At 71.8% G+C, this 25,942-nt stretch carries 25 protein-coding genes; 14 read left to right on the top strand and 11 right to left on the bottom strand.

Annotation, left to right across the window (positions count from 1 at the left end; genetic code table 11):
* Positions 1 to 39 precede the first annotated feature (39 nt).
* The 5 genes from EWV39_RS03625 to EWV39_RS03605 all read left to right on the top strand — a co-directional run bounded on the left by EWV39_RS03625 (position 40) and on the right by EWV39_RS03605 (position 6,399).
* On the top strand, positions 40 to 1,155 hold the full coding sequence (locus tag EWV39_RS03625; protein ID WP_238147992.1) for a peptidase C39 family protein: 1,116 nt from the start codon (positions 40 to 42) through the stop codon (positions 1,153 to 1,155).
* A 29-nt stretch (positions 1,156 to 1,184) separates the two neighbouring features.
* On the top strand, positions 1,185 to 2,027 hold the full coding sequence (locus EWV39_RS03620) for a helix-turn-helix domain-containing protein (protein WP_129656899.1): 843 nt from the start codon (positions 1,185 to 1,187) through the stop codon (positions 2,025 to 2,027).
* Between the two features lie 234 nt (positions 2,028 to 2,261).
* A complete protein-coding gene (locus EWV39_RS03615) occupies positions 2,262 to 3,116 on the top strand; it encodes an ABC transporter ATP-binding protein (protein WP_238147990.1) in 855 nt (284 codons plus the stop codon).
* Entirely contained in the window at positions 3,113 to 4,171 is a 1,059-nt protein-coding gene (locus EWV39_RS03610) for an iron-siderophore ABC transporter substrate-binding protein (RefSeq protein WP_129656897.1), read from the top strand. The genes EWV39_RS03615 and EWV39_RS03610 overlap by 4 nt, the downstream gene beginning before the upstream one ends.
* 179 nt (positions 4,172 to 4,350) lie before the next feature.
* Positions 4,351 to 6,399 (top strand): iron ABC transporter permease, encoded by a 2,049-nt coding sequence (locus EWV39_RS03605; RefSeq protein ID WP_129657367.1) that lies wholly within the window; start codon positions 4,351 to 4,353, stop codon positions 6,397 to 6,399.
* 45 nt (positions 6,400 to 6,444) lie between these two features.
* Here the strand turns inward: EWV39_RS03605 and EWV39_RS03600 are convergent, their stop codons facing one another.
* The 5 genes from EWV39_RS03600 to EWV39_RS03580 form a co-directional block, all read right to left on the bottom strand.
* Positions 6,445 to 7,257, bottom strand: coding sequence for an alpha/beta fold hydrolase (locus tag EWV39_RS03600; RefSeq protein WP_129656896.1), 813 nt, complete (start codon positions 7,255 to 7,257; stop codon positions 6,445 to 6,447).
* A gap of 171 nt (positions 7,258 to 7,428) precedes the next feature.
* The gene (locus EWV39_RS03595) at positions 7,429 to 8,376 is read right to left on the bottom strand and encodes a quinone oxidoreductase family protein (protein ID WP_129656895.1); all 948 of its coding nucleotides are present in this window, start codon (positions 8,374 to 8,376) and stop codon (positions 7,429 to 7,431) included.
* 121 nt (positions 8,377 to 8,497) lie between these two features.
* Positions 8,498 to 9,232: a hypothetical protein gene (locus EWV39_RS03590; RefSeq protein WP_129656894.1), complete on the bottom strand. Its 735-nt coding sequence runs from the start codon at positions 9,230 to 9,232 to the stop codon at positions 8,498 to 8,500.
* Positions 9,229 to 9,636 (bottom strand): PadR family transcriptional regulator, encoded by a 408-nt coding sequence (locus tag EWV39_RS03585; RefSeq protein WP_129656893.1) that lies wholly within the window; start codon positions 9,634 to 9,636, stop codon positions 9,229 to 9,231. The genes EWV39_RS03590 and EWV39_RS03585 overlap by 4 nt, the downstream gene beginning before the upstream one ends.
* Positions 9,637 to 9,716: 80 nt before the next feature.
* A complete protein-coding gene (locus tag EWV39_RS03580) occupies positions 9,717 to 10,355 on the bottom strand; it encodes a TetR/AcrR family transcriptional regulator (RefSeq protein WP_238147989.1) in 639 nt (212 codons plus the stop codon).
* Positions 10,356 to 10,424: 69 nt separating this feature from the next.
* Here EWV39_RS03580 and EWV39_RS03575 point away from each other — a divergent pair, with 69 nt between their 5' ends.
* Both EWV39_RS03575 and EWV39_RS03570 read left to right on the top strand, forming a co-directional pair.
* Positions 10,425 to 12,113, top strand: coding sequence for an amidohydrolase (locus tag EWV39_RS03575; RefSeq protein WP_129656892.1), 1,689 nt, complete (start codon positions 10,425 to 10,427; stop codon positions 12,111 to 12,113).
* A complete protein-coding gene (locus EWV39_RS03570) occupies positions 12,110 to 13,534 on the top strand; it encodes an APC family permease (protein WP_129656891.1) in 1,425 nt (474 codons plus the stop codon). The genes EWV39_RS03575 and EWV39_RS03570 overlap by 4 nt, the downstream gene beginning before the upstream one ends.
* Before the next feature lie 36 nt (positions 13,535 to 13,570).
* Here the strand turns inward: EWV39_RS03570 and EWV39_RS03565 are convergent, their stop codons facing one another.
* Together EWV39_RS03565 and EWV39_RS03560 are read right to left on the bottom strand one after the other, a co-directional pair.
* Entirely contained in the window at positions 13,571 to 14,239 is a 669-nt protein-coding gene (locus tag EWV39_RS03565) for a GntR family transcriptional regulator (protein ID WP_129656890.1), read from the bottom strand.
* 118 nt (positions 14,240 to 14,357) lie between these two features.
* Complete coding sequence (locus tag EWV39_RS03560; protein ID WP_129656889.1) at positions 14,358 to 15,698, bottom strand: MFS transporter; 1,341 nt, start codon at positions 15,696 to 15,698, stop codon at positions 14,358 to 14,360.
* Between the two features lie 96 nt (positions 15,699 to 15,794).
* Between EWV39_RS03560 and EWV39_RS03555 the strand changes: the two genes are divergently transcribed.
* Genes EWV39_RS03555 through EWV39_RS03545 form a run of 3 tightly spaced genes read left to right on the top strand, consistent with a single transcriptional unit; the run spans position 15,795 to position 18,444 of the window.
* On the top strand, positions 15,795 to 16,658 hold the full coding sequence (locus EWV39_RS03555; protein ID WP_129656888.1) for a transketolase: 864 nt from the start codon (positions 15,795 to 15,797) through the stop codon (positions 16,656 to 16,658).
* The gene (locus EWV39_RS03550; RefSeq protein ID WP_129656887.1) at positions 16,655 to 17,635 is read left to right on the top strand and encodes a transketolase family protein; all 981 of its coding nucleotides are present in this window, start codon (positions 16,655 to 16,657) and stop codon (positions 17,633 to 17,635) included. Before EWV39_RS03555 ends, EWV39_RS03550 begins: the two co-directional genes overlap by 4 nt.
* Positions 17,636 to 17,658: 23 nt before the next feature.
* Positions 17,659 to 18,444, top strand: a complete 786-nt coding sequence (locus EWV39_RS03545) for an SDR family NAD(P)-dependent oxidoreductase (protein WP_129656886.1) — start codon at positions 17,659 to 17,661, stop codon at positions 18,442 to 18,444.
* Between the two features lie 251 nt (positions 18,445 to 18,695).
* Here EWV39_RS03545 and EWV39_RS03540 read toward each other — a convergent pair whose 3' ends face one another.
* The 4 genes from EWV39_RS03540 to EWV39_RS03530 form a co-directional block, all read right to left on the bottom strand.
* Positions 18,696 to 19,454, bottom strand: coding sequence for an SDR family NAD(P)-dependent oxidoreductase (locus tag EWV39_RS03540; RefSeq protein ID WP_129656885.1), 759 nt, complete (start codon positions 19,452 to 19,454; stop codon positions 18,696 to 18,698).
* Positions 19,455 to 19,577: 123 nt separating this feature from the next.
* Complete coding sequence (locus EWV39_RS03535) at positions 19,578 to 20,366, bottom strand: SDR family oxidoreductase (RefSeq protein WP_129656884.1); 789 nt, start codon at positions 20,364 to 20,366, stop codon at positions 19,578 to 19,580.
* Between the two features lie 165 nt (positions 20,367 to 20,531).
* A complete protein-coding gene (locus EWV39_RS13785; protein WP_165313119.1) occupies positions 20,532 to 20,705 on the bottom strand; it encodes a hypothetical protein in 174 nt (57 codons plus the stop codon).
* 63 nt (positions 20,706 to 20,768) lie between these two features.
* Positions 20,769 to 22,259, bottom strand: coding sequence for an MFS transporter (locus EWV39_RS03530; RefSeq protein WP_129656883.1), 1,491 nt, complete (start codon positions 22,257 to 22,259; stop codon positions 20,769 to 20,771).
* A gap of 464 nt (positions 22,260 to 22,723) precedes the next feature.
* On the opposite strand from EWV39_RS03530, the gene EWV39_RS03525 reads away from it, so the two are divergent.
* The 4 genes from EWV39_RS03525 to EWV39_RS03515 are packed head-to-tail and all read left to right on the top strand — an operon-like array spanning position 22,724 to position 25,882.
* Positions 22,724 to 24,109 (top strand): LLM class flavin-dependent oxidoreductase, encoded by a 1,386-nt coding sequence (locus EWV39_RS03525; RefSeq protein WP_129656882.1) that lies wholly within the window; start codon positions 22,724 to 22,726, stop codon positions 24,107 to 24,109.
* Positions 24,110 to 24,120: 11 nt separating this feature from the next.
* A complete protein-coding gene (locus tag EWV39_RS13945) occupies positions 24,121 to 24,663 on the top strand; it encodes a flavin reductase family protein (protein ID WP_202864881.1) in 543 nt (180 codons plus the stop codon).
* Entirely contained in the window at positions 24,660 to 25,088 is a 429-nt protein-coding gene (locus EWV39_RS13940; RefSeq protein ID WP_202864880.1) for an ester cyclase, read from the top strand. Before EWV39_RS13945 ends, EWV39_RS13940 begins: the two co-directional genes overlap by 4 nt.
* A gap of 11 nt (positions 25,089 to 25,099) precedes the next feature.
* On the top strand, positions 25,100 to 25,882 hold the full coding sequence (locus EWV39_RS03515; protein WP_129656881.1) for a 2-keto-4-pentenoate hydratase: 783 nt from the start codon (positions 25,100 to 25,102) through the stop codon (positions 25,880 to 25,882).
* The last annotated feature ends 60 nt before the right edge of the window (positions 25,883 to 25,942 follow it).

Raw genomic sequence — 25,942 nt, 5'->3', positions numbered from 1 at the left:
ATGCGCCGCCCCATCGTCGCCTCTCGGCAGGAGCCCGCCGTGCCATCTCATCCCCACCCCCTGCCGGGCCGGACCGTCGTCCTGCCCCTCGACCCCGCCGAAGGGGAGCTGGAGCGGCTCGTCCCCGGGGAGGTGCTGCGACGCTGGCGGGAGCCGGACCGCTCGGCCCACGCCCCGCGGGTCCTCGCCGTGGCCGACGACGCCGGGCGGCGCTGGCTCGGCGTCGCCCTGACCAGCGCCCGCCCCGGCACCGCCTACGTCAAGATCGTGGACGCGGTGGGAGAGGTTCCGGCGGTCGTCGAGGCGGTGGTGGAGGACGCGCGGCGCTCGGGGCTGGTGCAGGTCAAGTGGGAGGGCTGGACGACGGATGCCGCCGAGGCCGCCGCCCTGGGGTTCGCTGCACTGCGCGCTCCCGCCGGGGCGGGCGCCGGGCCCGACCGCGGAGCGGAGACCGCCGGGCCGGCGTCGGGCTACGTGCGCTGGCTCGTGGACGCGGACGTGGAGGAGACCCGTTACCATCGCCAGAGCACCGACTTCACCTGCGGGGCCGCCGCGGCGATGATGGCGTGCGCCCAGGACGAGGCCCCGGCCTTCGGCGACCCAGGCTCCAGCGTGCCGGCCCCCGGTGTCTTCAGCCGGGAGGCGGAGCTCCGGCTGTGGCGGGAGGCCACCAACTTCCCCGCCTGCGAGCCGGTGGGCATGGGGCTCGCGGTCCGGAACGCCTGGCCCGCCCGGCGGATCGGGGTCCACCTCGACGCGGACGGCCCGGTGCTCCTGGACCACTGCTCCGGGGACGAGCGGGAGTGGCGCGCGGTCCTGCAGCGCGTCTCCCGCGCCGAGGCCGAGCGGACCGGGCTGCCGATCGACCGCTCGCGGCTCTCGACGGAGGAGGTCCGGGAGGCCCTCGGCCGGGGCGAGCGCCTCCTGCTGCTCCTCTCCCTCTCAGCTATGCAGGGGTTTGACGTCCCGCACTGGGTGCTGTGCCACGGCGCGGTGCCGGGCGCCCTCGTCGTCGAGGACTCCTGGACCCGCTCCGCGGCGGGGGAGACGTGGGTCGACGCGCACCTGCTGCCCATCGCGGACGCCTCGCTGGACGCGATGGCGGGGGTCGAGCAGGCCCGGGTCCGCGGGGCCGTGCGGGTCGGCGGCCGCTGAAGTCGGCGGAGCGACCTACACTGATCCCCATGACCACCACCACCGGCGGGAGCGCGGGCCTGGGGGCCTGGCGGCGCGAGCCCGCCACCCAGGTGCTGCGGGCCCGCCCGCTCCCGGACACCGCCGCCGCGCCCTTCGTGATCTTCGCCGAGTCCCACGTGACCGGCGTGCCGACGGAGTGGGAGCCCCACGCGCACCCCATGCACGAGCTGGTGTGGGTGCGCAACGGGACCCTGACGGCGCGGGTCGGGGGCCGGGTCTTCACCGTCTCGCAGGGCAGCGGCCTGTGGCTGCCCGCCGGAGAGCTGCACGCGGGGCGGCTGACGGCGAAGGTCGAGCTCTACGACGCGTTCTTCGCCCCCGAGCACACGCCCGCCGGCTTCGCGCGCCCGATGGCCATCGCCATGCACCCCGTGCTGGAGTCGCTGCTGATCCACCTCGGCCGGCGGGACCTCGACGCCGGGGCACGCGCCCGGGCGGAGGCCGTGGTCCTCGACGTCATGGAGCCCTCGCCGCAGCAGCTCTTCCTGCCCCTCCCCGGCGACCCGAGGATCGACGCGATCGCCGAGGCCCTCCTGGCGGACCCGGCGGATCGCCGTTCCCTCGAGGAGTGGGCGCGGGACCGGGGATCCAGCGTCCGCACCATCGCCCGGGCGTTCAGGACCTCCACGGGCCTCTCCTTCACCCAGTGGCGGCAGTCGCTGCGCATCCACCACGCGCTGACGCTGCTGGCCGAGGGGCGCGAGGTGCGGGAGACCTCCGACCTGCTGGGCTACGCGCAGCCCAGCACCTTCATCGACGCCTTCCGCCGCGTGATGGGTGCGACGCCGGGCGCCTACCTGGAGGGCCTCTCCGCCGCTGCTGACCGGTGATCCGTATCCCATGTCGCCAAAACCTGATTGCGGCCATGACCAGGCAAACTTATCCTAAGTGAGTGAAGGCAAACCTAACCTCCCCTCTCCGCTCGCGCGCCCGGCAGCTGCAGTCCGGGCCCCCGCTCCGTCTCCGTGCCGCATGCGGGAGCCGGCCGGCCGTCAGCGCCTCCTCGGCGCGCCCCGGGACCGATGACTGAGGAATTGCGCAACGTTTCGCTGCGTGAAAGCGCCATGAGCGGCGAGCGGCTGGTCCTGCGGTACGGGAGGTCCACCGTCGTCGACGGCGTCTCCCTGGCGCTGCGCGGCGGCCGGGTCACCGCGCTGGTGGGGCCCAACGGCAGCGGCAAGTCGACGCTGCTGCGCTCGCTGGCCCGCCTGCACCGCGTCGAGGACGGCCGGGTGCGGCTCGGCGGCGAGGGGGAGGGCGGCCGCGAGGCCTCCGCGCTCACCTCCCGCGAGTTCGCCCGGGAGGTCACCCTCTTCGCCCAGTCCCGGGACGCCCCGGAGGGGCTGACGGTCCGCGAGGTCGTGGCCTTCGGCCGGCACCCGTACCGGCGCCGCTTCGCGGGGCTCTCGGACGAGGACCGCCGGGCGGTCGAGCACGCCATGGACGTCACCGACGTGCGCTCCATGGCCGAGCGGGCCGCGGGCGAGCTCTCCGGCGGGGAGGTCCAGCGCGTCTGGCTGGCCGCCTGCCTGGCGCAGGACACCGGCGTCGTGCTCCTGGACGAGCCCACCAACCACCTGGACCTGCGCTACCAGGTGGAGACGCTCGACCTGGTCCGCGACCTCGCGGAGGACCACGGCGTCGCCGTCGGGGTGGTTCTGCACGACCTCGACCACGCCGCCCGGGTGGCCGACACGCTCCTGCTGATGCACGCCGGCCGCATCCACGCCTGGGGGGCGCCGGCCGAGGTCCTCACCGCGGAGAACATCGGCCACGTCTACGGCATCCGCGTGGAGGTCGACGCCGATCCCCGGACCGGCCGCCTCCGCATCGACCCCATCGGCCGCCACGCGGCCCGGGGCCGCCCCTCCGCCTCCTCCCACTCCACCGAAGAAACCAGCAGAAGGAACCCCTCATGATCCGACTCCCCCGACTCGCGGCCGTCGCCGCGACCACCCTCGCGGTCACCCTGGCCGTCGCGGGCTGCGGCACGACCGACGTCGAGAAGGAGGACTCCGGCACCGCCGCCTCCTCCTCGGAGGGCTGCTCCGACGACAGCACGAGCACCTCGACGGACCCGGTCTCCCTGACCGACGGCGTCGGACGCCAGGTCGAGCTGGACAAGCCGGCCGAGCGCATCGCCGTGATGGAGTGGCAGCAGGTCGAGGACGCGCTCACCCTGTGCGTCACGCCCGCCGCCGTCTCCGACGCGGAGGGCTACAGCACCTGGGTCAGCGCCGAGGAGCTCCCCGAGGGCGTGACCGACATCGGCACCCGCGAGGAGCCGGACCTGGACACCCTCTACGCCGCGGACCCGGACCTGGTCGTCGTCGAGGCCTTCAGCGCCGACGACGAGATGGTCACCCGCCTGGAGGAGCGCGGCGTCCCCGTGCTGGTCACCAAGGGCGCCGACCCCGAGGACCCGATCGGCAACATGAAGAGCGTCTTCGAGATGATCGGCGAGGCGACCGGGCGCAGCGAGCGGGCCGATCAGGTCGTCCAGGAGTTCGACGACCACCTGGCCGAGGCCAAGGACCAGGTCTCCGACGCCGACCTGCCGACCAAGGACTTCCTCTTCTTCGACGGCTGGGTCGAGGGCGGCAACCTCACCGTCCGCCCCTACGGCCAGGGCGCCCTGTTCACCTCCCTCGGCGAGGAGCTCGGGCTGACCCCCGCCTGGACCGACGAGATCAACGAGGCCTACGGCGACGGCGGGGTGGACCCCTCCTACGGGCTGGCCCAGACCGACGTCGAGGGCCTGACGGCCGTGGGCGACGCCAACCTCTTCTACGCCAACGACGAGGGCGCGGGCGGCTACGTGGAGGAGCTCGAGAAGAACTCGATCTGGACCTCCCTGCCCGCCGTGAAGGAGGGCCGCGCGCACTCCTTCCCGCCGCGGGTCTGGGGCGCCGGCGGGCCGCGCTCCACCGAGCAGGCCATCGACGCCTACGTCGACGTCCTGACCCAGGAGTGAGCCCGCAGCCCCGCGCCGCGACCGAGCGGGCGCCGCGGACAGGATCGGAGCCGACGCCGCTGCCCGGCACCGGTCCCGGGCCGCAGGCGGGCGCCGGCCCGAGGCGGCAGCCCGGAGCCGGACCGACGCCGCCCGGATCAGAGCCGAGGCCCGGATCCGGAGCGGCGTCCGGCCCCGGCCTGCGCGGCGGCGCCGCCGGGGCGGCGGTCGTAGCGCTGCTGATCGTGGCGATCCTCGCCGTCGGCGCGTGGCACCTGACCCAGGGCACCTCCGGCGCCGGGGTCGCGGACCTGATCCGCTACCTCGGCGGGGCCAGGGAGGACGTCGGGGGAGTGCCCATCGGCGACGTGCTGGCCGGCTCCCGGCTGCCCCGGCTCTCCGCCGGCGTCGCGGTGGGCTTCGCGCTCGGCGCGGCGGGGGCGCTGCTGCAGTCGGTCACCCGCAACGCGCTGGCCTCCCCGGACACCCTGGCCGTCACGGCGGGCTCCTACTTCGCGCTGACCTGCGTGGCGGCCTTCGGGCTCGCCGTCCCGCTCTGGGCCTCCGGCCTGGTGGCCTTCGCCGGCGGGCTGCTGGCCGCAGCCGTCGTGCTGGCGCTGGCCGGCCGCTCGGCCGGCGCCGGGACCACCCGGCTCATCCTCGCCGGCTCCGCCCTGGCGATGGCCCTGGACGCGGCGACCGGGATGCTGCTGATCCTGTTCAAGCAGAACACCACCGGCCTGTTCGCCTGGGGGAGCGGATCGCTCGCCCAGCTGAACATCGACGCCTCGCTGCGGGTGATGCCGCTGCTCGTCGTCGTGCTCCTGGCGGCTCTGCTCCTCTCGCGCAGGCTCGACGTGCTCGGGCTGGGGGACGACGCCGCCTCCTCCCTGGGTGTGCCCATCCGCTCGACCCGCGTGGTCGCGGTGCTCTGCTCCGTGCTGCTCACCGCGGCCGCGGTGACGGTGGCCGGCCCCATCGGCTTCGTGGGCCTGGGCGCCCCCGTGGTGACCCGCATGCTCGCCGCCCGGATCCGGGTGCTGCGCCGGCACGCCTTCCTCGTCGCGGTCTCCGGGCTGCTCGGCGCGCTGCTGGTCCTGCTGGCCGACGCCGGGCTGCGCGGCCTGCTCGGCGCGGAGGGCGCCGCCTCGATCCCCACCGGGGTCCCGACGGCGCTGCTCGGCGGCGCGCTGATCGTCGTCCTCGCGCTGCGCCTGCGCGACTCCGGGCCGGTGCGCCGGCCGCCCGGGGCCAGGAACCGGCCCCGTTTGCGCCGGCGCTTCGCGACCGTGCTCGTCGTCGTCGTGCTCGTGCTGGCAGCGGCGATGCTCCTGGGCCTGCTGGCCGGCAGCCTGTGGCTGCGCACCGGGGACCTCGGGATCTGGCTCCAGGGGACCGCCCCGGAGCTGGTCGCCCGCGCGCTGGATGAACGCGCCCCGCGCGTTGCCGCCGCGGTGCTCGCCGGGGCGGCGCTGGGGCTCTCGGGCTGCGTCGTGCAGAGCACGGTGCGCAACCCGCTGGCGGAGCCGGGTCTGCTGGGCATCACCGCCGGGGCGGGGGTGGGCGCGGTGATCGTCGTGACCCTGATCCCCGGCGGCGGGCGGCCGCTGCTCATCGCGATGGCGATCCTCACGGGCCTGGCCACCTTCGCGGCGATCGCCGTCCTGGCGTGGCGGGGCGGGCTGCTGCCGGACCGGTTCGTCCTCATCGGCATCGGGTTCGGGTACGCGCTGAGCGCGGTCAGCACCTTCCTGCTCCTACGGGCCGACCCGTGGCAGACGCCCAGGATCTTCACCTGGCTCTCGGGCACCACCTACGGGCGCGAGTTCCCCGACGTCGCGTGGGTCGCACTGGCCCTGCTCCTGGCGGCGCCCCTGCTGTGGTCCCTCTGCCGGCACCTCGACCTGCTCGCGGTGGACGAGGACACGCCCCGCATCCTCGGCGTGCGGCTGGAGCGGACGCGGCTGGGGGTGCTGTGCGTCGCGGCGGTGCTGGCGGCCGTCAGCGTGGTCGCGATCGGCGTCGTCGGCTTCGTGGGGCTGATGGCCCCGCACCTGGCGCGCGCCATCGTCGGGGCGCGGCACGGGCGGATCATCCCGGTCTCGATGCTGCTGGGCGGGCTGCTGGTCTGCGTGGCGGACACCCTGGGGCGTTCGCTGATCGCACCCGCGCAACTGCCGGCGGGGCTGATGATCGCGTTGGTCGGGGCACCCTACTTCGTCTGGCTGCTGCGGCGCTCGCGGGTCTGAGGAGCGGGCTCGGGGGCGTCGGCGCGACTGCGTCCCGGTCCCGGGTCAGGCGGAGGGGGCGGGACTCAGGGAGGCCGGCCCGGGGGCGGCGTCGTCCTCGTCCTCGCTCAGGAAGTCCAGGATCAGGGCGTTGACGAAGGCCGGCTTCTCCGCGAGGAGGCCGTGTGAGGCGCCCGGGACGATGCACAGCTGCGCCGCCGGGATGGAGGAGGCGATCAGGAGGCTGTGGTCGGGGCGGATCGTGTCCCGGTCGCCCGAGACCACGAGCGTGCGCGCGGCGATCCCGGCGAGCTCGCCCGGGTCGATCGAGGGCTCCCGGGTCCAGAGCCGGAAGAGCTTGGCGAGGACCGCCTCCGCGTGGTCCGGACCGTCCGGGGAGAGCCGCCGGTGGACCTCGCGGTCGACGTCGGGGGTCGTCTCCGCGGCGGGGTCGGGCGGCAGCGGGGCGAGGACGGGCAGGCCCTCGGCCTCGGCGGAGCCGGTGAACGCGGTGGGGTCGAGGTTGCCGCTGACGGCCACGAGCGAGCGGACCCGCTCCGCGTGCCGGAGGGCGAGCAGCAGGCCGATGATCGCGCCGTCGCTGTACCCGATCACGTGCGCCGGCCCCGCTGCGTAAGCGTCCAGGAAGGCCAGGGCCTCGACGACGCCGCGCTCGTAGCCGAACTCGCCCTCGACGTCGGCCGAGCGGCCGTGCCCCGGCCGCTCGTAGGCGAGGACGCGGTAGCGCGGGGAGAGCGCCCCGATCTGCGGCCGCCACGACTCGATCGAGCCGAAGCCGCCATGCAGGAGCAGGACCGGATCGCCCGCGCCGTGGGCCTCCCAGTAGAGGTCCGTCCCCTCGATGCGCGCATAGGCCATCCGCTTCACCTGCTCTCCCTCGATGCCGGGGCCGACGCCGGGTCCCGGACGCGGGCCGTCCGTGCGGCGGCCCGCGTCACCCAAGGTACCCCAGGGGCGCGGTAGGGCGGTGCCCCGGGACGTCAAGGGGGCCTCAGGGCTGCTCGGGCGGCGTCGTTCCCACCCTCGGCCTCAGAACGTCAGGACGATGCGCCCGCGCTGCCCGCCCTCGGCCAGCAGCCGGTGGGCCTCCGGGGCCTGCTCGGCGGGGAGGCTCCGGCCGTAGTCGGGCGTCAGCGCGGAACTCTCCACGGCGTCGACGATCTGGTCCAGCTTCCCGCCGTGGTGGTAGTCGTCGAAGACCATGATCTTGTGGACGGTCACGTCCGAGTCCTCGGGGGCGGACCAGCCGCGCACGGTGGCGAAGCCGCCGCCGGCGCGGACCGCGGGGAGGGCGAGCTCGTTCTGCACGGCGGCGTCGAGCAGCCCGTCCACGCCGTCCGCGGCGATCTCGCGGATGCGCTCGGCGACGTCGTCGCCCCGGGGCACCACGTGGTCGGCGCCGGCCGCCAGGACGCGCTCCCGGTCCTTCTCGGCGGCCTCGGCGACGACCGTCAGGCCGCGCCGCTTGGCCAGGGCCACGGCGTAGACGCCCAGGGTGCCCGCCGCGCCGGTGACCGCGAAGGTGCCGCCCTCGCCGATGCCCAGCCGGTCCAGGGCCTGGAGCGCGGTCAGGCCGTTCATCGGCAGGGTGCTGGCCTCCTCGAGCGAGAGGCCTGTGGGGACGCGGGAGAGCGAGTCGGCGTCGGCGACGAGGAACTCGACGTACGCGCCGCCGTGCGGGCCCGAGGGCAGGGCGATGGCCATGACCTCCTGGCCGACCTCCCAGGCCGAGGTGTCGAGCTCGCCCGTGGGCTCCCCGACCTCGTCGATCACGCCGGCGGCGTCCATGCCGGGAGCCAGGGGCTCGGCGGGCTCGGAGCCGCCGTAGCCGCCGGTGCGCACGGCCGTGTCCGTGGGGCTCACGGCCGCCGCGCGCACGCGGATGCGCACCTGGCCGGGCCCGGCGTGGGGCTCGGCGACGTCGTGGGGAGCGAGGACCTCGGGTCCGCCGAATGCTGTCAGTCCGATGAGCTTCATAGTGGCGGTAACAGCTGCGGCGGGCGCGGTATTCCGCGGAATCGGGGGCCGGGCGGACGGCGTGGTCGCCGGTCTCCCGCGATCCAGCGCTCCTGCCGCCCGGCTCCACGGCGACGGTCTGCTACAGAATCAGCTCGAGCCCCGCCAGCAGGACGCAGCCCAGCAGCGTTACCACCGGCAGGACGGCGAACAGCATGCGCTCGGGAGCGTCCCGGGACGGCCCGGGATCCTCCGGGTCGACGAGGGGGTCTGCCCTCTCCCGCTGTGCGACGACGCGCCCCCACACGGCGCCCGCGGCGACCACCGCGAGGCCGGCGATCAGCACGGGCCAGGGCGGGAGCTCCAGCGCGGGCGCGTCCACGAGCGCCCCGAGCCCCCACGCCCCCAGGGCCACCAGCACGACGACGCCCGTGAACGCCAGGACGCTGAGGACCGGCCGGCGGGCGACGACGCGGAGCACGGCGTCGGCGGCGAAGGCCAGCAGGAGGTCCACGATCAGGAGCAGGGCGAGCGTCGCCGCCCACCCGGCGGTGACCTCGGCGGGCCTCCCTCCGGCGGACGCGCCGGCACCGAGGAACGCGACCATCATGCCCAGGGTCTGCACGCCCACGGGCGCGACCGTCCGCGCCTGGGAGCTCCGCTCGGGCGGGTTCAGCTCGGCGAGCGAGGCCGCGTACTCGGCCGGATCGCCGAAGGCCTCCCGCGCATCCTCACCACTGTCGACGCAGTGCCCGTCGACCTCGCGCAGCGCGTCGCCGATGCGCGGGCCGCTCAGCTCGAGCAGCCGCGCCTCCAGGATGAAGCGCTGAGCCCAGGCGGCGTCGACGTGCGGGGCGAGGCGTTGCTCTGCTGTCATCCGTGGCATCGGAGGTCCTCTCGTTGCGCTGAATCGGTGGTCCTCTCGGGCTCGCGGCCGGGAGTCGCCGAGGCGCCGGTCAGCACGCCGTCGACGACCTCGGCGAAGCGCCGCCAGCTCGCGGCCTGCTCCCCGAGGCTGCGCCGTCCCTCCTCGGTGATGGAGTAGTACTTGCGTCCCGGTCCGCCCTGGCCGGCGCGCCACTGGACCGTCAGGGACCCGGCGGCCTCGAGGCGGCCGAGCAGCGGGTAGAGCGTGCCGCCCTTGACCGTGCCGAATCCGGCCTCCTCCAGGCGGGCGGCGATCGCGTACCCGTAGGTGGGCCCGTCGTCGAGCATCCGCAGCACGGCGAATCCGAGGACGCCGCGCAGCCACTCGCCGGGCCACTCCGAGGTCTGCTTCATGGCTAGACAGTAACGCCATCTAGTCAGGCGCGCAATATAGTCATCCGAATGAGGAGTTTAGAGGCACCTGGGCACCGGGCTCATTCTGATTGCCCCGGCGCCGCCCCCAGCCCCTCCGCCGCCCGGTGCATCGCCTCCTCGGCGATCCCGACCGTGATCCTGTCGTTCCCCGCCACGATGTGCAGGCCGTACGCGTCCTCGAGGGCCACGAGGTTCATGGCGAAGGTCTCCAGCGGGATGAGGGGCGCGAACTCCCCGGCCGCGGCTCCCCGCTCAAGGATCGCCCGGTAGGTCCGCAGCTGCCTGTCGTACATGGTCCTGACCAGGTCCCGGTGCACCGTGGAGGTGCCCGAGAGGACGTCGAACTCGTAGAGCAGGCGCATCAGGGCGTCGTCGGGCCCAGAGGGAAGGCCCTCCCGGATGGCGACGGCGAGCTGGGCCCGCGGCGACCCGATCCCCTCGACGAGGGCGTCCCGGCGGTCGCAGAAGCGCTCGATGCCGGCCCGGTGCGCCTCGGTCAGCAGCGCGTCCATGTCGTCGTAGTAGTAGAGGATGGCGCCGCGGGTGAGCCCGGCCCGCCGGGCGATGTCCGTCATGGACAGGGACTGCAGCCCCTTGCTGCCGGCGGCCTCGAGGGCGGCGCTGACGAGGGCTTCTCGGCGCTGGGACTGGTTCTTGGGGCGGGCCATCCATTGACAGTACCGCGAGACCCATGTCACTCTGAACTTCATTCTTTGACATTGGTGTCAAAGAATCGAACTCCTCAGTCTCAGCCCCGGGAGGGCCCCATGCTCGATCTCCTCATCACCGGCGCCCGCGTGCGCACCTTCGACCCCCTGAGCCCCTGGGCCGAGGCCGTCGGGATCCGCGGCGGGCGCATCGACTACGTGGGCGGCGCCGCGGACGCGCCGGCCGCCCGCCGGGTACGGCACCTCGAGCGGGGGCTGGTCACCCCCGGCGTCATCGACAGCCACAACCACCTCCTGCTCGGCTTCGACCCCGACGCCGTGAGCCTCGAGGGCGCCGAGACGCTCGAGGAGGTGCGCCGCCGCATCCGGGACCTCGCGGACCGCCGCCCCGAGCTCGACTGGATCTGCGCGGAGAACGCGGTCTACTCCGTCGTCGAGGGCCGCCGCCCCGCCGCACGGGACCTCGCCGGCCTCACCGACCGCCCCGTCTTCGTCACCACCTACGACCAGCACTCCGTGTGGCTCAACGACGTCGCCCTGCGTGCCCTGGGCATCGCCGACGGCGCCAAGATCCCGTGGGGTCGCCCCGAGCGCGACGCGGACGGCGCCCCCACCGGCTGGGTCACCGACTTCTACACCAGCGCGATGACCACCGCCGGCCTGGCCGCGCTCCAGCGGGACATCCCCCTCTACTCGCCCGCCCGGCGCTACCGGAAGCTGACGGGCAGCATGGAGATGGCCACCCGCTTCGGCATCACCACGGTGGTGGAGCCCCAGGTCCCGCTCGCGGAGAAGGAGCTCTTCCACCGCGCCGAGGCCGAGGGGCGGCTGACCTCGCGGGTCATCGCCGCGCTGTTCCACCCCATCGACGCCGACGCCGCCTTCCGCCGGGAGCTGCGCGCCGCCGTCGACGCGACCCCGGAGACGGACCGGCTGCGCTTCGGCCCGGTCAAGCTCTACGCCGACGACGTCATCGAGCCCCACACCGCCTGGATGCTCGAGGACTACGCCAACCGCCCCGGCCACCGGGGCCACCCCTCCGCTCCGGTCGGCGAGCTCACCAAGATCGTCACCGAGCTGGACCGGCTGGGCTTCCAGACCCACACCCACGCGACCGGCGACGGCGGCGTCCGGCTGGCCCTCGACGCGATCGAGCACGCCGGGCGGGCCAACGGCAGCGCGGACCGGCGGCACGGCGTCGTGCACGTGGAGTGCCTGGACCCGGCGGACCTGCCCCGCTTCCAGCGCCTCGGCGTCACCGCCGCGATGCAGCCGCGGCACGCCTCCCCGGACCTCATCAAGGGGACCTGGATGGAGAACGTGGGGGAGCAGCGCTGGGGGCGCGCCTGGCGGACGCGCTCGCTCATGGAGTCCGGGGCCCACGTGGCGCTGTCCAGCGACTGGCAGGTGGGGGAGATGGACCCCCTGGTCGGGATGTACTCGGCCCTGACCCGCGCGGGCCTGGACGGCTCGGAGGACTGGACCCGGGGCGAGCGTATCGGGCTCGACGCAGCCCTGCGCGGTTACACCGCAGAGGGCGCCTGGGCCTGGCACGCGGAGGAGGACCTCGGCGTGATCCGCCGCGGCGCGAAGGCCGACCTGGTGGTCTGGTCCGATGACCTCTACTCCTTCGCCGAGGAGCCGGCGGGCCTGCTCGAGCAGCACGCCGCGCTCACGATCGTCGGCGGCCGGATCGTGCACGATGCCGGGGAGGCGGGCGCCCCGGCGCCCGAGCCGGCCCCGACGGCCCACTGCTCCGCCCACCAGCACGACGGAGCGACGGCATGAGCGAGAATCGCCTTCCCGCCGAGCCCGCGGTGAACGAGCCGGAGATCGTCACCACCGGCATCCGCGAGGCCTCCCCGCCGCGCCAGGGTGAGGGCCGCTCCCTGCGGCGGACCCTGTCCCTGCGCCACATCGTCTTCCTGGGCCTGGCCTACATGGCGCCGATGGCCATGTTCGACACCTTCGGGATCGTCTCCGAGACCACCGAGGGCCACGTCCCCCTGGCCTACCTGATCACTGTCGCGGCCGTGCTGGTCACCGCGCTCAGCTACGCCCGGATGGCGCGGCTGATCCCCAGCGCCGGCTCGGCGTACACCTACGCGCGGCGGGCCATCGGCCCCTCGGTCGGCTTCATGGTGGGCTGGTCCGCGACGCTGGGCTACCTGCTGCTGCCGATGCGCAACGCCCTGCTCGCGGCGATCTACATGGGCGCCCTGCTGCCCGAGGTCCCCGCCTGGGTGTGGGTGGTCTCCACCATCGTGATCTGCACCGGCTTCAACGTCCTCGGCGTGAAGCTCGCCGCGCAGGCGAACATCGCGATGGTCGTGGTACAGGTGGCGGTCGCCGCGGCCTTCCTGTTCTTCGCGATCCGCAGCGTCGTGACGCAGACCGAGGGGGCGGGCTTCACCGGGACGCCCTTCGACCCGACGTCGGTCCCTCCCGGCGCGATGATCGCCGGCGCCTCGCTGCTGGCCCTGTCCTTCCTGGGGTTCGACGCCGTGAGCACCATGTCCGAGGAGGCCGTCCACCCGCGGCGGGACATCCCGCGCGCGATCCTCATCATCGTGGCCAGCGCGGGCGTCTTCTTCATCGGCACCACCTACGTGATGCAGGTGCTCTTCCCCGACGTCGCGACGGTGGGTGACATCGTCGGCGCCTCGCCCACGATCGCCCGGTACGTCGGCGGCGCCGCCTTCCAGGCGTTCTTCGTGGGCGGGTACATGTTCGCGGTCCTCGGCTGCGGGCTGACCCAGCAGATGACGGCGGCCCGGCTGCTCTACGCGATGGGACGGGACGGGATGCTGCCCCGGCGGCTCTTCGGCCGGATCTCCTCGCAGACGGGCGTGCCCGTGGTCAACATCCTGATCATCGGCGTCCTCGCCTGCTCCGCCCTGTTCCTCGACCTGCAGGCCGCGGCCTCGCTGATCAACTTCGGGGCGTTCGTGGCGTTCGCCGCGGTCAACCTCTCGCTGATCTTCGCCTACGTGAGGTTCCTGCGGCCCACGGGGCGCAGGGGGCTGGTGGGGCACGTGCTGCTCCCCGCCGTCGGCGTGGCCGTCAACGTCGCCCTGTGGGTGGGGCTCGACGCCCCCGCGAAGATCGTGGGCTGCCTCTGGGTGCTCGTGGGCTTCGGCTACCTGCTGTGGTCGACCCGGGGCTTCCGGCGCAGCCCGCTGGACCTGGCGGATCCGGATCAGGCCTGAGGCGCGCGGGGCCCGTCTACCGCGAGGGGCGGGCCCCTAAGCCTCCCCGAGCAGGTTCGCGATCGCCTCGCGCATGTGCTGCCGCAGGGCGCTCGCGGCCTGGCCGGGGTCGCCTGACTCGATGCCGTCGACGACGGCGGCATGCCGCTGCGGACTCATGTTCCCCACGGCCTTGCCCAGTCCCGACCAGGCGATGGTCATGCGGATCGAGCCCTCCAGGGACTCCCAGGTGTGGATGAGCGTGGAGTTCTCGGAGAGGCGGCACAGATCGTGGTGGAAGTCGAGGTCCGCCTCGACCTCGTCCTCAAGGGATCCGTTGCCGCGGGCGGTCTCCATCCCGGCGAGCTTGGCGCGCAGCTCCCGGGCGATGGCGGCGCGGTCCTCGCGGGTGCTCAGCGTCTCGACCGCGAGCGCCTCCAGCGCCGCCCGGACGCTGAAGATGTCCTCGATCTCCTCCCGGTCGAGGGATCTGACGGACATGCCCCGGCTGGAGTCGAGCGTCACGAGGCCCTGCTGGTGGAGCTCGCGCAGGGCCTCGCGGAGGGTCCCGCGGCTGATTCCCAGCTGGCCGGAGAGCTCGGTCTCGATCAGCCGGGTCCCCGGCGCGATCTTCCCCGCGGTGATGGCGCTGCGGAGCGCGTCGAGCGCCTGCTCACGCAGGCTGGTGCGGCGCAGGTTCGTCAGTGCCGTTCCACGAGTGCCCATGTCCCCATCCCCAGTGCTCGCTCTCTCGGTCCGTCGCCCGCTTGCACGGGTCATCTCATCGTAACGCCCCGCCCGGCGGGGCAGGACGGGGCGTCACGGGGTGGTGTCGGGCCCGGGGTCAGCCGGCCGGGGCCTCGTGCTCCAGCTCGGCGATGTAGCGATCGGTCGCCTCCCGGTCCTTCCGGGTCCAGGTCTCCCGGGTGACCGCCGCAGCGATCAGGCCGATGAGGCCGTACAGCGAGAAGAGCAGGGCCGGTCCCACCCAGTTCAGCCAGATGTACAGCAGGGTGGTGAGGAACGGGGTGAACCCGGAGACCATCGCCGAGATCTGGTAGGCCAGCGAGGCGCCGGAGGAGCGGGTCTCGGCGTTGAAGAGCTCGGGGAACCAGGGGCCCTGGACTCCTGCCAGCGCGTTCTGGCTGATGTTGTACGCGAGGACCACGGTGATGACGATGACGGGGAAGAGCCCGGTGTTGGCCATCAGGAACATCGGGATGCCGAACAGGGCGGTGAAGGCGCAGACCCCGATGTAAACCGGCTTCCTCCCGATCCTGTCCGTCAGGCTGGCCCAGAGGAAGGTCGCGAGGATTCCGATCCCCGCCGCGATGCACAGCGCCGTCAGCGTCTCCTGGTTGGTGGCCAGGCCCTCGGTGTGCAGGTAGGAGATCATGTAGGTGACCGAGACCGCGTACGCGGCCGTCTCGGCGACGCGCAGGCCGATGCCGCGCAGGATCGTCCGCCAGTCGTCGCGGATCACCACCCGGATGGGGGAGGTGAGCAGCGCGTTGCTGCTCTTCGTCTCCTCGAAGACGGGCGACTCGGGGACCTTGGAGCGGATGATCAGCCCCACCGCCACCAGGATGATCGAGGCCAGGAACGGCAGCCGCCACGCCCAGGAGCCCGGCAGGTGCACGCTGAAGAGGAAGACCAGGTTGGCCAGGAGCAGCCCGATGGGGAACCCGGCCTGCACCATCCCCGTGTACTGGCCCTTCTTCTTCCACGGCGCGTGCTCGTAGCTCATCAGGATGGCCCCGCCCCACTCCGCACCGAAGGCGAGCCCCTGCACGATCCTCACGACCACCAGCAGGACGGGAGCGAGGAGGCCGACGGTCTGGTAGGTCGGCAGCAGGCCGATGGCGAAGGTCGCCAGCCCCATGATGATCAGCGACATCACCAGCACGGGCTTGCGCCCCACCTTGTCCCCGAGGTGCCCGCCGACGATGCCGCCCAGCGGCCGCGCGAGGAAGCCGACGCCCAGCGTCGCGAAGGAGGCGAGGGCCCCGATCACCGGATCCTCGCCGGGGAAGAACGCCGTCCCGAAGTACAGGGCGGCGGCCGTCCCGAATCCGATGAAGTCGTAGGTCTCGATGACGGCCCCGATGGACGAGCCGACGGCCACGCGTTTCGCCTCCGGCGTCCCGTCAGGGGCGCCGCGCTGGCGCAGAGCTTCGCTGCTCATGCTTGCCTCCGTACTGTTGACTGTTAACAAAAGCTCAGCATAGTATGACCTGGACCACAAAAACGTGTCAACAGTCAACGAACGAGAGGTGCTTCCATGCAGACGCGCAACGCCTCGCCCCGCATCGACGAGGAGCGGCTGACGAGGATCAGGGACTTCGCCCGGGGGGTGCGCACCAGCTCCCTCATCCAGGCGGAGGTCCAAGGACAGGGGTACATCGGCCAGGCCCTGGACCTGTCGGACATCATGGCGGTCCTGTACGGGGATCAGCTCGCCTACGACCCCGCCGATCCCGCCTGGGAGGACAGGGACAGGTGCCTGATGTCGATGGGCCACTATGCCCTGGTCCTCTACGCGGCGCTCGCGGAGGCGGGCATCTTGCCCAAGGACGAGCTGAAGACCTACGCGGGCGACGACTCGCGCCTGCCGATGTCCGCGATGGCCTCCTACACCCCCGGTGTCGAGATCTCCGGAGGGTCGCTGGGGCACGGGCTCGCGGTGGCCAACGGCGTCGCCCTCGGGCTGAGGCGGAAGAGCTCGGAGGCCTTCGTCTACAACCTGCTATCCGACGGCGAGCTCGACGAGGGGTCCACCTGGGAGGCGGCGGCCGTCGCCGCGCACCACCGGCTCGACCGCCTGATCGCGATCGTGGACTTCAACAACCAGCAGGCGGACGGGAAGAGCCAGCACATGCTCGGCACCGAGCCGGTAGACGCGAAGTTCGAGGCCTTCGGGTGGACCGCCCGGCGGGTCGACGGCAACGACGTCGAGGCCGTCCTGAACGCCCTGATCGAGCTGCGGAACGAGGAGTCGGAGCGACCCCGTGTGCTGATCGCGGACACCAAGCTGGGCAAGGGCGTCAGCTTCCTCGAGCAGCGGGAGAAGCTGCACTTCATGAAGGTCTCCGACGAGGAATGGGACCGGGCACACGACGAGCTGAGGGAGGGCCACACGGCATGAACGCGCAGAGACTGACCAGCGACGCGATGAGTGCATCGATCGCACGCGAGGGGCAGCGGACCATCTCGGCGCCCCTGGGGCACGCCCTGGTGGAGCTGGCGGAGCGGAACCCCGACGTCGTCGGGCTCTCGGCCGACCTCGCGAAGTACACCGACCTGCACGTCTTCCGCGACGCGATGCCCGATCGCTTCTACCAGATCGGGATGGCGGAGCAGGCGCTGATCGGCGCCGCAGCCGGACTCGCCCAGGAGGGCTTCGTGCCCTTCGCCTCGACGTACTCCGTCTTCGCGACCCGCCGCGCCTACGACTTCCTGGCCCTGGACGTGGCCGAGGCCGGCCTCAACGTGAACATGGTGTGCGCCCTGCCGGGCCTCACCACCGGCTATGGCCCCTCGCACCAGGCGACGGAGGACCTCGCGATCCTGCGGGCCATGCCGGACCTGACGATCGTGGACCCGTGCGACGCCGTCGAGATCCAGCAGGTGGTGCCGCAGGTGGCCGCCGTTCAGGGGCCGACCTACACCCGCATCCTGCGGGGAAGGGTGCCGGCGGTGCTGGACGAGTACGACTACGAGTTCGAGCTCGGCCGGGCCAAGATGCTGCGCGACGGGGCCGACGTCCTTCTGATCTCCAGCGGGCTGATGACCGAGCGCGCGCTCGAGGCGGCGAAGGAGCTGGAGGCCGACCGCGTGGACGTCGCGGTCCTGCACTCGTCCACGCTCAAGCCCTTCGACGCCGAGACGGTGCTGCGGGAGGTTGCCCGTGACCGGCTGGTGCTCACCCTGGAGAACCACTCCGTGGTCGGCGGGCTCTTCGACGCCACCGCGCACGTGCTGGTGGAGAACGGCCAGGCCCGGAAGGTGCACCCCGTCGGGCTGCCGGACGAGTTCCTCGACGCCGGCGCGCTGCCGACGCTGAACGACCGGTACGGCATCAGCACCGACATGGTGGTGCGCAAGATCAAGAGCCTGCTCTAGGGCGGAACGGAGAACGGAGCGAGATGGTGGAACAGGGGAACGGGAAGAACAGGACCGCGATCGTCACGGGGGCGGCCTCGCCCAACGGGATCGGGCTGAACACGGCGCAGCGGTTCGCGCGGGAGGGGTGGGGCGTCGTCGTGCTGGACCTCGACGGCACCGCGGCCGCTGAGCGGGCACAGGAGCTGATGCGGGACTTCGGGGTGCCGGCACACGGCGCGGGGGTCGACGTCGCCGACGAGTCGTCGGTGCATGGGGCACGCGACGCCGTCCTCGCCCGCGTCGCCGCCGGGGAGCTGCCGCCGCTGGGCGCGGTGGTCAACATCGCAGGGATCACCTCGCCGGCCCCCTTCCTCGAGACCGACCTGGCCCTGTGGAACCGCGTCATGGCGGTCAACGCCACGGGCACCTACCTGGTCACGCGGGCCTTCCTTCCCGCCCTGCTCGAGGCCGGGTGGGGGAGGATCGTGAACATGTCCTCCGTCTCGGCCCAGCGCGGCGGGGGAGTGTTCGGCAAGGTCCCGTACTCCTCGGCCAAAGCGGCGATCCTGGGGTTCACGAAGTCCCTGGCCCGCGAGCTCGAGGACTCGGGGGTCACCGTCAACGCGGTGGCACCCGGGGCGGTGGACACGGACATCCGGGTGGGGAGCACCGAGGAGATGGAGGCCTCGATCGCGACGGCGGTGCCGCTCGGGCGTACCGCGACCAAGGACGAGGTCTCCAACTGCATCTACTTCCTGGCCGGGGACGAGTCGTCGTACCTCACCGGGATCACCCTGGACATCAACGGGGGGAGCCACATGCACTGAGCCCGCCGGGCCGCTGCATGACGGACACGGGACCCGCTGGATCCTTCGAGGATTCGGTGGGTCCCGTCGAGGTGTGGGGGCGTGCGCCGGGCGAGTATGCATCCCGCCGCGCCGGAGCCGCATCCTTCATCCGGTTCCGTCCCGTCGTCCGCCCGGACCGGGGCCCGCCAGCCGGGCTCTCGTCACCGGCCTCGCCGTCCGTCCCGTCCTGCCGATGCCCGCCCGGTCGCCCCCGGCCCGCCTCGCCGCCGCTACTCCGGCGTCGGCAACCTGATCGTGCGGCCGCCGTCCAGGACGATGACCTCGCCGCTCAGGAACCGGGCGTGGTCCCCGGCCAGGTAGACCGCCAGGTCCCCCACGTCCCGCGGCTGCCCGAGCCGGCCCACGGGGTGCAGCGCGTGCAGCGCCTCGCGCGCCGCCGCCGGGTCCTTCTTGGAGTCCAGGTACGCCTCGCTGAGGTTGGAGGTGATCCAGCCCGGGGCGATCGCGTTGCAGCGGACGCCGTCGGCGCCGAGATCGATCGCCATGGCCCGCGTCATCCCGTGCACCCCGGCCTTGGTCGCCGCGTACGCGACGTGGGAGGGGTTGGTCAGCTCCCCCTCCACCGAGCCGATGTTGACGATGCTGCCGCCGCCGCGCTCGCGGAAGTGCGGGAGCGCGGCCTGAGCCAGGAAGACCGGGGCCCGCAGGTTGATGGCGGCCATGGTCTCCCACTCGTCGACGCCGAGCTCGGAGAGGTGCCGCTCGAACATGACGCCGGCGTTGTTCACCAGGACGTCGAGACCGCCGAAGTGCTCCACGGTCCGCTCGACCACCGCCGGGACGGAGGCGACGTCGGAGAGGTCCGCGGGCACGTGGAGGACGGCGTCGTCCTCCAGCAGCGCCTCGTCCGGGACCGAGCGCTGGGCGATCGCCACGCGGGCCCCCTCCTCGAGGAAGCGCTCCACGATCCCGCGGCCGATTCCCGCCCCGCCGCCGGTCACCAGGGCGACCTTGTCCTTCAACTGCATGTTCTCCACCTCAGCTTCCCACCGGCACGACGCCGGTGATCTCGATCGTGTTCCCCGCAACGTACCGCGCCTCCTCCGAGGCTCGGCGCAGGATGATGCCCGCGGGTGCCCTCGGGCGCGGTCTCAGAAGGTCCCCGGGTACGCCCCGCCGTCGATCAGGAGGTTCTGACCGGTGATGTATCCCGCCTGGGCGGAGCAGAGGAAGGCGCACGCCGCCCCGAACTCCTCGGGGGTCCCGAACCGTCCCGCCGGGATCTCCTGCCGGGCTTCCCGGGCCAGATCCTCCGTGCTCCGCCCGGAGTCGCGGGACTCGGCCTCCAGGCTGTCGGTGAGCCGGCGCGTGGCGAAGGAGCCGGGGAGCAGGTTGTTGATCGTGACGTTCCGCGAGGCGAGGCTCGGCTGGCGGGCGACCCCCGCCACGAATCCGGTGAGGCCCCCGCGGGCGCCGTTGGAGAGCCCGAGGGCCGCGATGGGCGCCTTGACCGCGGAGGAGGTGATGTTCACGATGCGGCCGAACCCGCGCTCGGCCATGGAGTCGGCGACGGCCTTGATCAGCTCGACGGGCGTGAGCATGTTCTGCCGCAGCGCGGAGTCCCACTGCTCCGCCTCCCAGTCCCGGAAGTCGCCGGCGGGCGGTCCGCCCGCGTTGGTGACCAGGATGTCCGTCTGCGGAGCGGCGTCGAGCACCTCCCGGCGGACCTCGGGGTCGCCGATGTCCCCGGCGACGGCCCGGACCTCGACGCCGAGCGCGCCCCGCCGCAGGAGATCCGCCGCCTCCTCCAGCGGCTCCGGGCTCCTGGCGTTGATCACCAGGTTCACGCCCTGGGCGGCGAGGGCCTCGGCGCATCCGAATCCCAGGCCGCGGCTCGCGGCGCATACCACGGCCCAGCGGTCGGTGATGTTGTACTCCATGGATATCCTTTTCGAGTATTTCGATCATGACGTGAGGCGGGTCCCTTGCAGGGCCCCGCCTCACACAGGAATAGGCCCTGTCCCCCCGGGGCGGTGCTGAGGCGCCTCTCCCCGGCTTCTCATGATGTCGGGGTATGGGCGGAAGGCCGGCTGCTGCCCTCCGGATCAGTGAGAGCCGGCGGGTTCCTTCCTCTCCTCGACGAGGCTCAGCCCCTGCCAGGGCGTGGCCTCGACCAGGCCGTAAGCGGTGAGCCTCACCAGGGTCTCGGCGGGCGGTGCGGTCCGGGGCTTCGGCCTGCGCAGGCGGCCGGCGGCTCCGAAGAGATCGATGACGGACATGGTTCCTCCTGAACGTTTCGTGGTCGCTGGTTGAAGGCGGTGCCTTCGCGAACGGGTGGGTAGCTACCTGTTGTTTGCGGTGAAGATGGGCATGGTGCTGGTGTCCACCCGGACGTCGGACTCCTGGTTCCGGACCAGATGGCGGGCCTCCTCCTCGGTCTCGACCACCGGCACCGATCCCACGAGCGGTCGCCCGGCGGTCTCCTTCATGAAGAACAGGGCGACCAGGGCCAGCAGCGAGAAGAACATCGCGTAGAACGCCGGGGAGTACGGGCTCCCGGTCAGCTGCATGATCGACTGGCTGAAGAAGGGGGCGGTGCCGCCGAAGGCGGAGAGGGCCACGTTGTGCGTCAGTCCCATGCCGCCGTAACGGGACGCCGTCGGGAACAGGGCCGGCAGGGCGCTCGCCGTGAGGGCGAGGAAGCAGGTGGCCGGGATGGCGATCATGAACATGGCGAGGTAGACCGACCACTCGGTGCCGATGTGGACCACCGCGAAGGCGGGGATCATCAGCAGCAGCGAGGAGGCGATCCCGATCCCGTAGACCGGCTTGCGCCCGATTTTGTCAGACAGATGGGCGGCGAAGGGGATGCCGATCGCCACGGCGATCAGGATGGGCACGGTCGCGACGGCGGCGCCCATGTTGGAGATCCCGATCTCGGTCTCCAGGTAGGTGGGCATGTAGCTGGTGAGGATGTAGGAGATCGAGCTGTCCGCGGCGGTCAGTGAGCAGCCGATCAGGACCGCGGGCCAGTAGTTCTTGATGATGCCGGCGATGCCGTACCGCTTGAACAGCGAGCCGTCCGGGATCTTGACGGCGATGGCCTTCTCATCTTCGAAGGCGGGGGTCTCCGGGGTCCTCGTGCGGAACCAGATGACGACGGCGCCCAGCGGGATGGCGATGAGGAAGGGGATGCGCCACCCGCCGTCGAGCATCGCGTTCTCCCCCCAGATGTTAGTGGTGATCGCCGACGTCGCCGCGACCGTCGCCGCCCCGGCGGCGAAGCCGAGCATGGACTGGCTGTTGAGGAACGACGTCGTGAGGCCGCGCTTCTTGTCGGAGGAGAACTCGGAGACGTAGGTCGCGACCCCGGAGAACTCGCCGCCGGTGGAGAACCCCTGGACCATCTTCAGCAGATAGAGGGGGAGCAGGGCCCACAGTCCGATGGTGTGGGATGTGGGGAGCAGGCCGATCAGGGCGGTGGCCAGCGCCATCATCGAGATGGTCAGGAACAGGATCTTCTGGCGGCCGATCTTGTCGCCCAGCGGGCCGAGGATGATCCCGCCCAGAGGTCTGACGAGGAACGACACCGCGAAGCCGGCGAGCGTCACCAGCAGGCCGACACTCTCGTCCATGCCGTGGGTGAAGACGGCGGTGATCGTCACGGCCAGGTACCCGTAGATGCCGAAGTCGTACCACTCCATGAAGTTGCCGACGCCGGCGCCGACCTGGGCCTTGCGCATCTCCTTCTTGTCGACGATCACGCAGTCGTCAACCTCGAGGGGACGCCCTTCCAGCGCGGACTCATCTGTCGCGGGGGCTTTCTTGATCATGGTCGAAAATCCTCTGGTCGTCTCGTTGCGAGAGGGGAACGGCGAACATCGAGCGGTCGATGTCGGGGTATCGGGACGGACTGCGAGGATGCTGCAGGCCTCCGCTCCACTCACCGGTGATTCGGAGAGCGCTGTTCACGCTCTGTGCTGATGGCCGAGCGAGCTGGCTGTGTCAGGGCGCGCTCGGCGAAGGTGCGGGGACATGCCCTTGAACTCTGAGGACGTCCTCGTCCGCCAGAGATCTGGAGCTTTGAGTTGATCACTGTATGAACGACTCGTTTGCTCAGTGACTACAGAGTAGAGTGCCCTGGATCACGCGTCAACGCATGACCGCCAATCCGCCCGCCTTCACGTCATGACGAGAAAAGGCGGATTCTTCGCTTGACCGCTCAATATGAGCTGGATTACGGTCTAACCACTAGATAGACACAGTGGTCACTAGATGAACAGATAGGAGTGAGATCATGACACAGCAGATGCGGGTCTTCGCCTTCGACTTCAGCGGTCCCGCGCACCTCTCCGCGGGCCTCTGGCGCCACCGGGACGACCGCGGACCGCAGTACACCTCGATCCGGTACTGGGTCGACTACGCCCGGATGCTCGAGCAGGCGTGCTTCGACGGGATCTTCTTCGCGGACAACGTCGGCTACCACGACGTCTACCGCGGCAGCGTGGCAGACGCCCTCAAGGACGCCGCCCAGATCCCGGCGAACGACCCCGCCTACGCGATCCCGGCCATGGCAGCCGCGACCACCCACCTGGGGTTCGGCGTCACGTCCTCCACCGCCTACGACCAGCCGTACGCCACGGCGCGGAAGTTCACGACGCTGGACCACCTGACCGACGGCCGCGTCGGCTGGAACGTGGTGACCTCCTACTCCGACAGCGCCGCCAAGAACCTCGGGACCGGCACCCAGCTCGCCCACGACGACCGCTACGGCCGCGCCGAGGAGTTCATCGACGTCGCGCTCAAGCTGTGGGAGGGGTCCTGGGAGGACGGCGCCGTGCGCGTCGACGCTGAGTCCTCCACCTACGTGGACCCCGAGCGGGTGCACGAGATCAACCACTCCGGCGAGCACTTCGACGTCCCCGGCATCTTCCTCTGCGAGCCCTCGCCGCAGCGGACGCCGGTGATCTTCCAGGCCGGCGGCTCCAGCCGCGGCGTCGCGGTGGCCGCCCGGACCGCCGAGGCCGTGTTCATGAACGCCACCTCCAAGGCGGGCCTGAAGAAGCAGGTGGACAACCTGCGCCAGCAGGCCGCCGAGGCCGGGCGGGATCCCGAGCACCTCGCCATCCTGCAGATGATCACGGTCATCAGCGCCCCCACCGACCGCGAGGCCCAGCAGAAGTACGAGGAGTACCTGAAGCTCGTCGCCTACGACGGCGCGATGGCGCGCTACAGCGGATGGGCCGGCCTCGACATGGACACCTTCGACCCGGACGTGCCGCTCAAGCACGTCAACACCAACGCGGGCCAGACCATGGTCGACATCTTCTCCAAGATGGACCCCACGAAGGAGTGGACCCCGCGCGACATCGCCGAGTACATCGGCCTCGGCGGCACCGCGCCGGTGATCGTCGGCGGCCCCGAGACCGTCGCGGACGAGCTGCAGTCCTGGATGGACGAGACCGGGATCGACGGCTTCAACGTGGTCCACGCGGTCAAGTACCAGGACATCAAGGACTTCACCGAGCACGTGGTCCCCGAGCTGCAGCACCGCGGCCTCATGCGCACCAGGTACGAGGGCCGGACGCTGCGCGAGAACCTCTTCGGCCAGGGCCAGTCCCGTCTGCCGCAGGACCACCCCGGGGCTGCGTACAGCCACCGGGCCGCCGTCGGAACCGCGTGAAGGAGGAGCATATGGACACCATCACCGATCCCCAGCCCCAGGAGATCACCAAGGAGGACTACCGGAAGGTCTTCGGCGCCCTCCCCACCGGCGTCACGGCCATCACGGGCCGGACGGAGGCGGGGAAGCCGATGGGCTTCGTCGTCGGGACCTTCGCCTCGCTGTCCCTGGCGCCGCCGCTGGTGACCTTCTGCGTGGACAAGTCCTCCAGCACGTGGCCCACGCTGCGCTCGCTGGGGCGCTTCACGGCCAACATCCTCTCCACCGAGCAGCTGCCGGTCAGCCGGGCCCTGTCCCGGAAGGGCGATGAGAAGTTCCAGGGCGTCGCCTACACGGAGAGCGCACTCGGCACCCCGCGGATCGACGACTCGGTCGCGTGGATCGACTGCGAGGTGCTCTCGGAAGTGGTCGCGGGCGACCACTACGTCATCGTCGGCGCCGTGCACGCCATGGAGTTCGGCCGGGGCGAGGCCCTGGTCTTCCGCGGCGGGAAGTTCGGCGAGTACAAGGAGTGGCCTCCGCCGGAGCCCGCCCCGGAAGGAGCAGCGAAATGAGCGACATGCTGACGCGCATCACCGACGCCTGGGTCCGCGCCTGGGGTCAGGGCGAGACGCAGGCCTTCGAGGACCTCGCGGGCGATAACTACAGCCGGCAGTCCAAGACCGGGCCGGAGGAGCTGGACGAGGTCGTCCGGCAGATCACCGAGTCCTACAACGCCTTCGCCGACTTCAACGTCGAAGTGCTGCACGCCATCGAGGACGACAACCTCGTCGCCATCCACTGGCGCAGCACGGGCAGGCACACCGGCGAGTTCATGGGCGTCCCGCCCACGGGCCGCACCGTCACGGTGATCGGGGCGTCCTTCCTCGAGCACGCCGGCGGGAAGATCGTCCAGGAGTCCACCGTGTGGGACCCCCGGGAGATGCTGTCCGCGATGCAGATCTGGCACCTGGGGGACTTCCTCCGCGGGAAGGCTTAAGGAGAACGCACATGAGCATCGACGTTGAGACCGTCGCCCAGCGGCTGATCGACGCCACGGAGGCGAAGCAGCCCCTGCAGGAGCTCTTCGGCAAGCGGCCGGCCATGAGCGTCGCCGACTCGTTCCGGGTCCAGCAGGAGGTCGTGCGCCGCAAGGTCGCCGGCGGGGACAAGGTGGTCGGGTTCAAGCTCGGCAACATCGCCAAGGCCATGCAGAACAAGTTCGGCGTGGACCAGCCCGACTACGGCTACCTGCTGGCCAGCCAGTTCGAGCCGGAGAACCTGGCGATCTCCGCCCAGCGGTACATCCAGCCCTACGTGGAGCTGGAGCCGGCCTTCATCCTCAAGGACGACCTCGGCGGCCCTCACACCACCGTCGCCGACGTCATCCGGGCCACCGACTACGTGGTCCCCTCCTTGGAGATCATCGACTCCCGGGTCAAGGACTGGGACATCGGCATCTTCGACACCCTGGCGGACTCGGGCTCCAGCGGCGGTGTGATCCTGGGCTCCCGTCCGCGGCGGCTCACCGAGGTGAACCTCGCGGACACGCCCGGGCACATCCTGGTCGACGGCGAGACCGTCGCCTCGGGGAACACTTCGGCCATCTACGGCAGCCCCATCTCGGCGCTCGTCTGGCTGTGCCGCCGCGTCGCCGAGTTCGGGGTGGAGTTCCGGGCCGGGGACGTGATCATCCCGGGCAGCTGCCTGGAGGCCGTGAGCCTCACCCCCGGCACCCAGGTGACCGGGACCTTCGAGGGATGGGGGGAGGTGAGCTTCGAATACAGCCGCTGACGGCTAGGCTGAAGGGACCGGTCCGATAGAAAGGTCTCTTAGCATCGTGACAGATACAGG

This window comes from Rothia halotolerans (genome assembly GCF_004136635.1).
GTDB lineage: Bacteria > Actinomycetota > Actinomycetes > Actinomycetales > Micrococcaceae > Rothia > Rothia halotolerans.
This window is presented reverse-complemented; position numbering and strand designations above follow the sequence as displayed.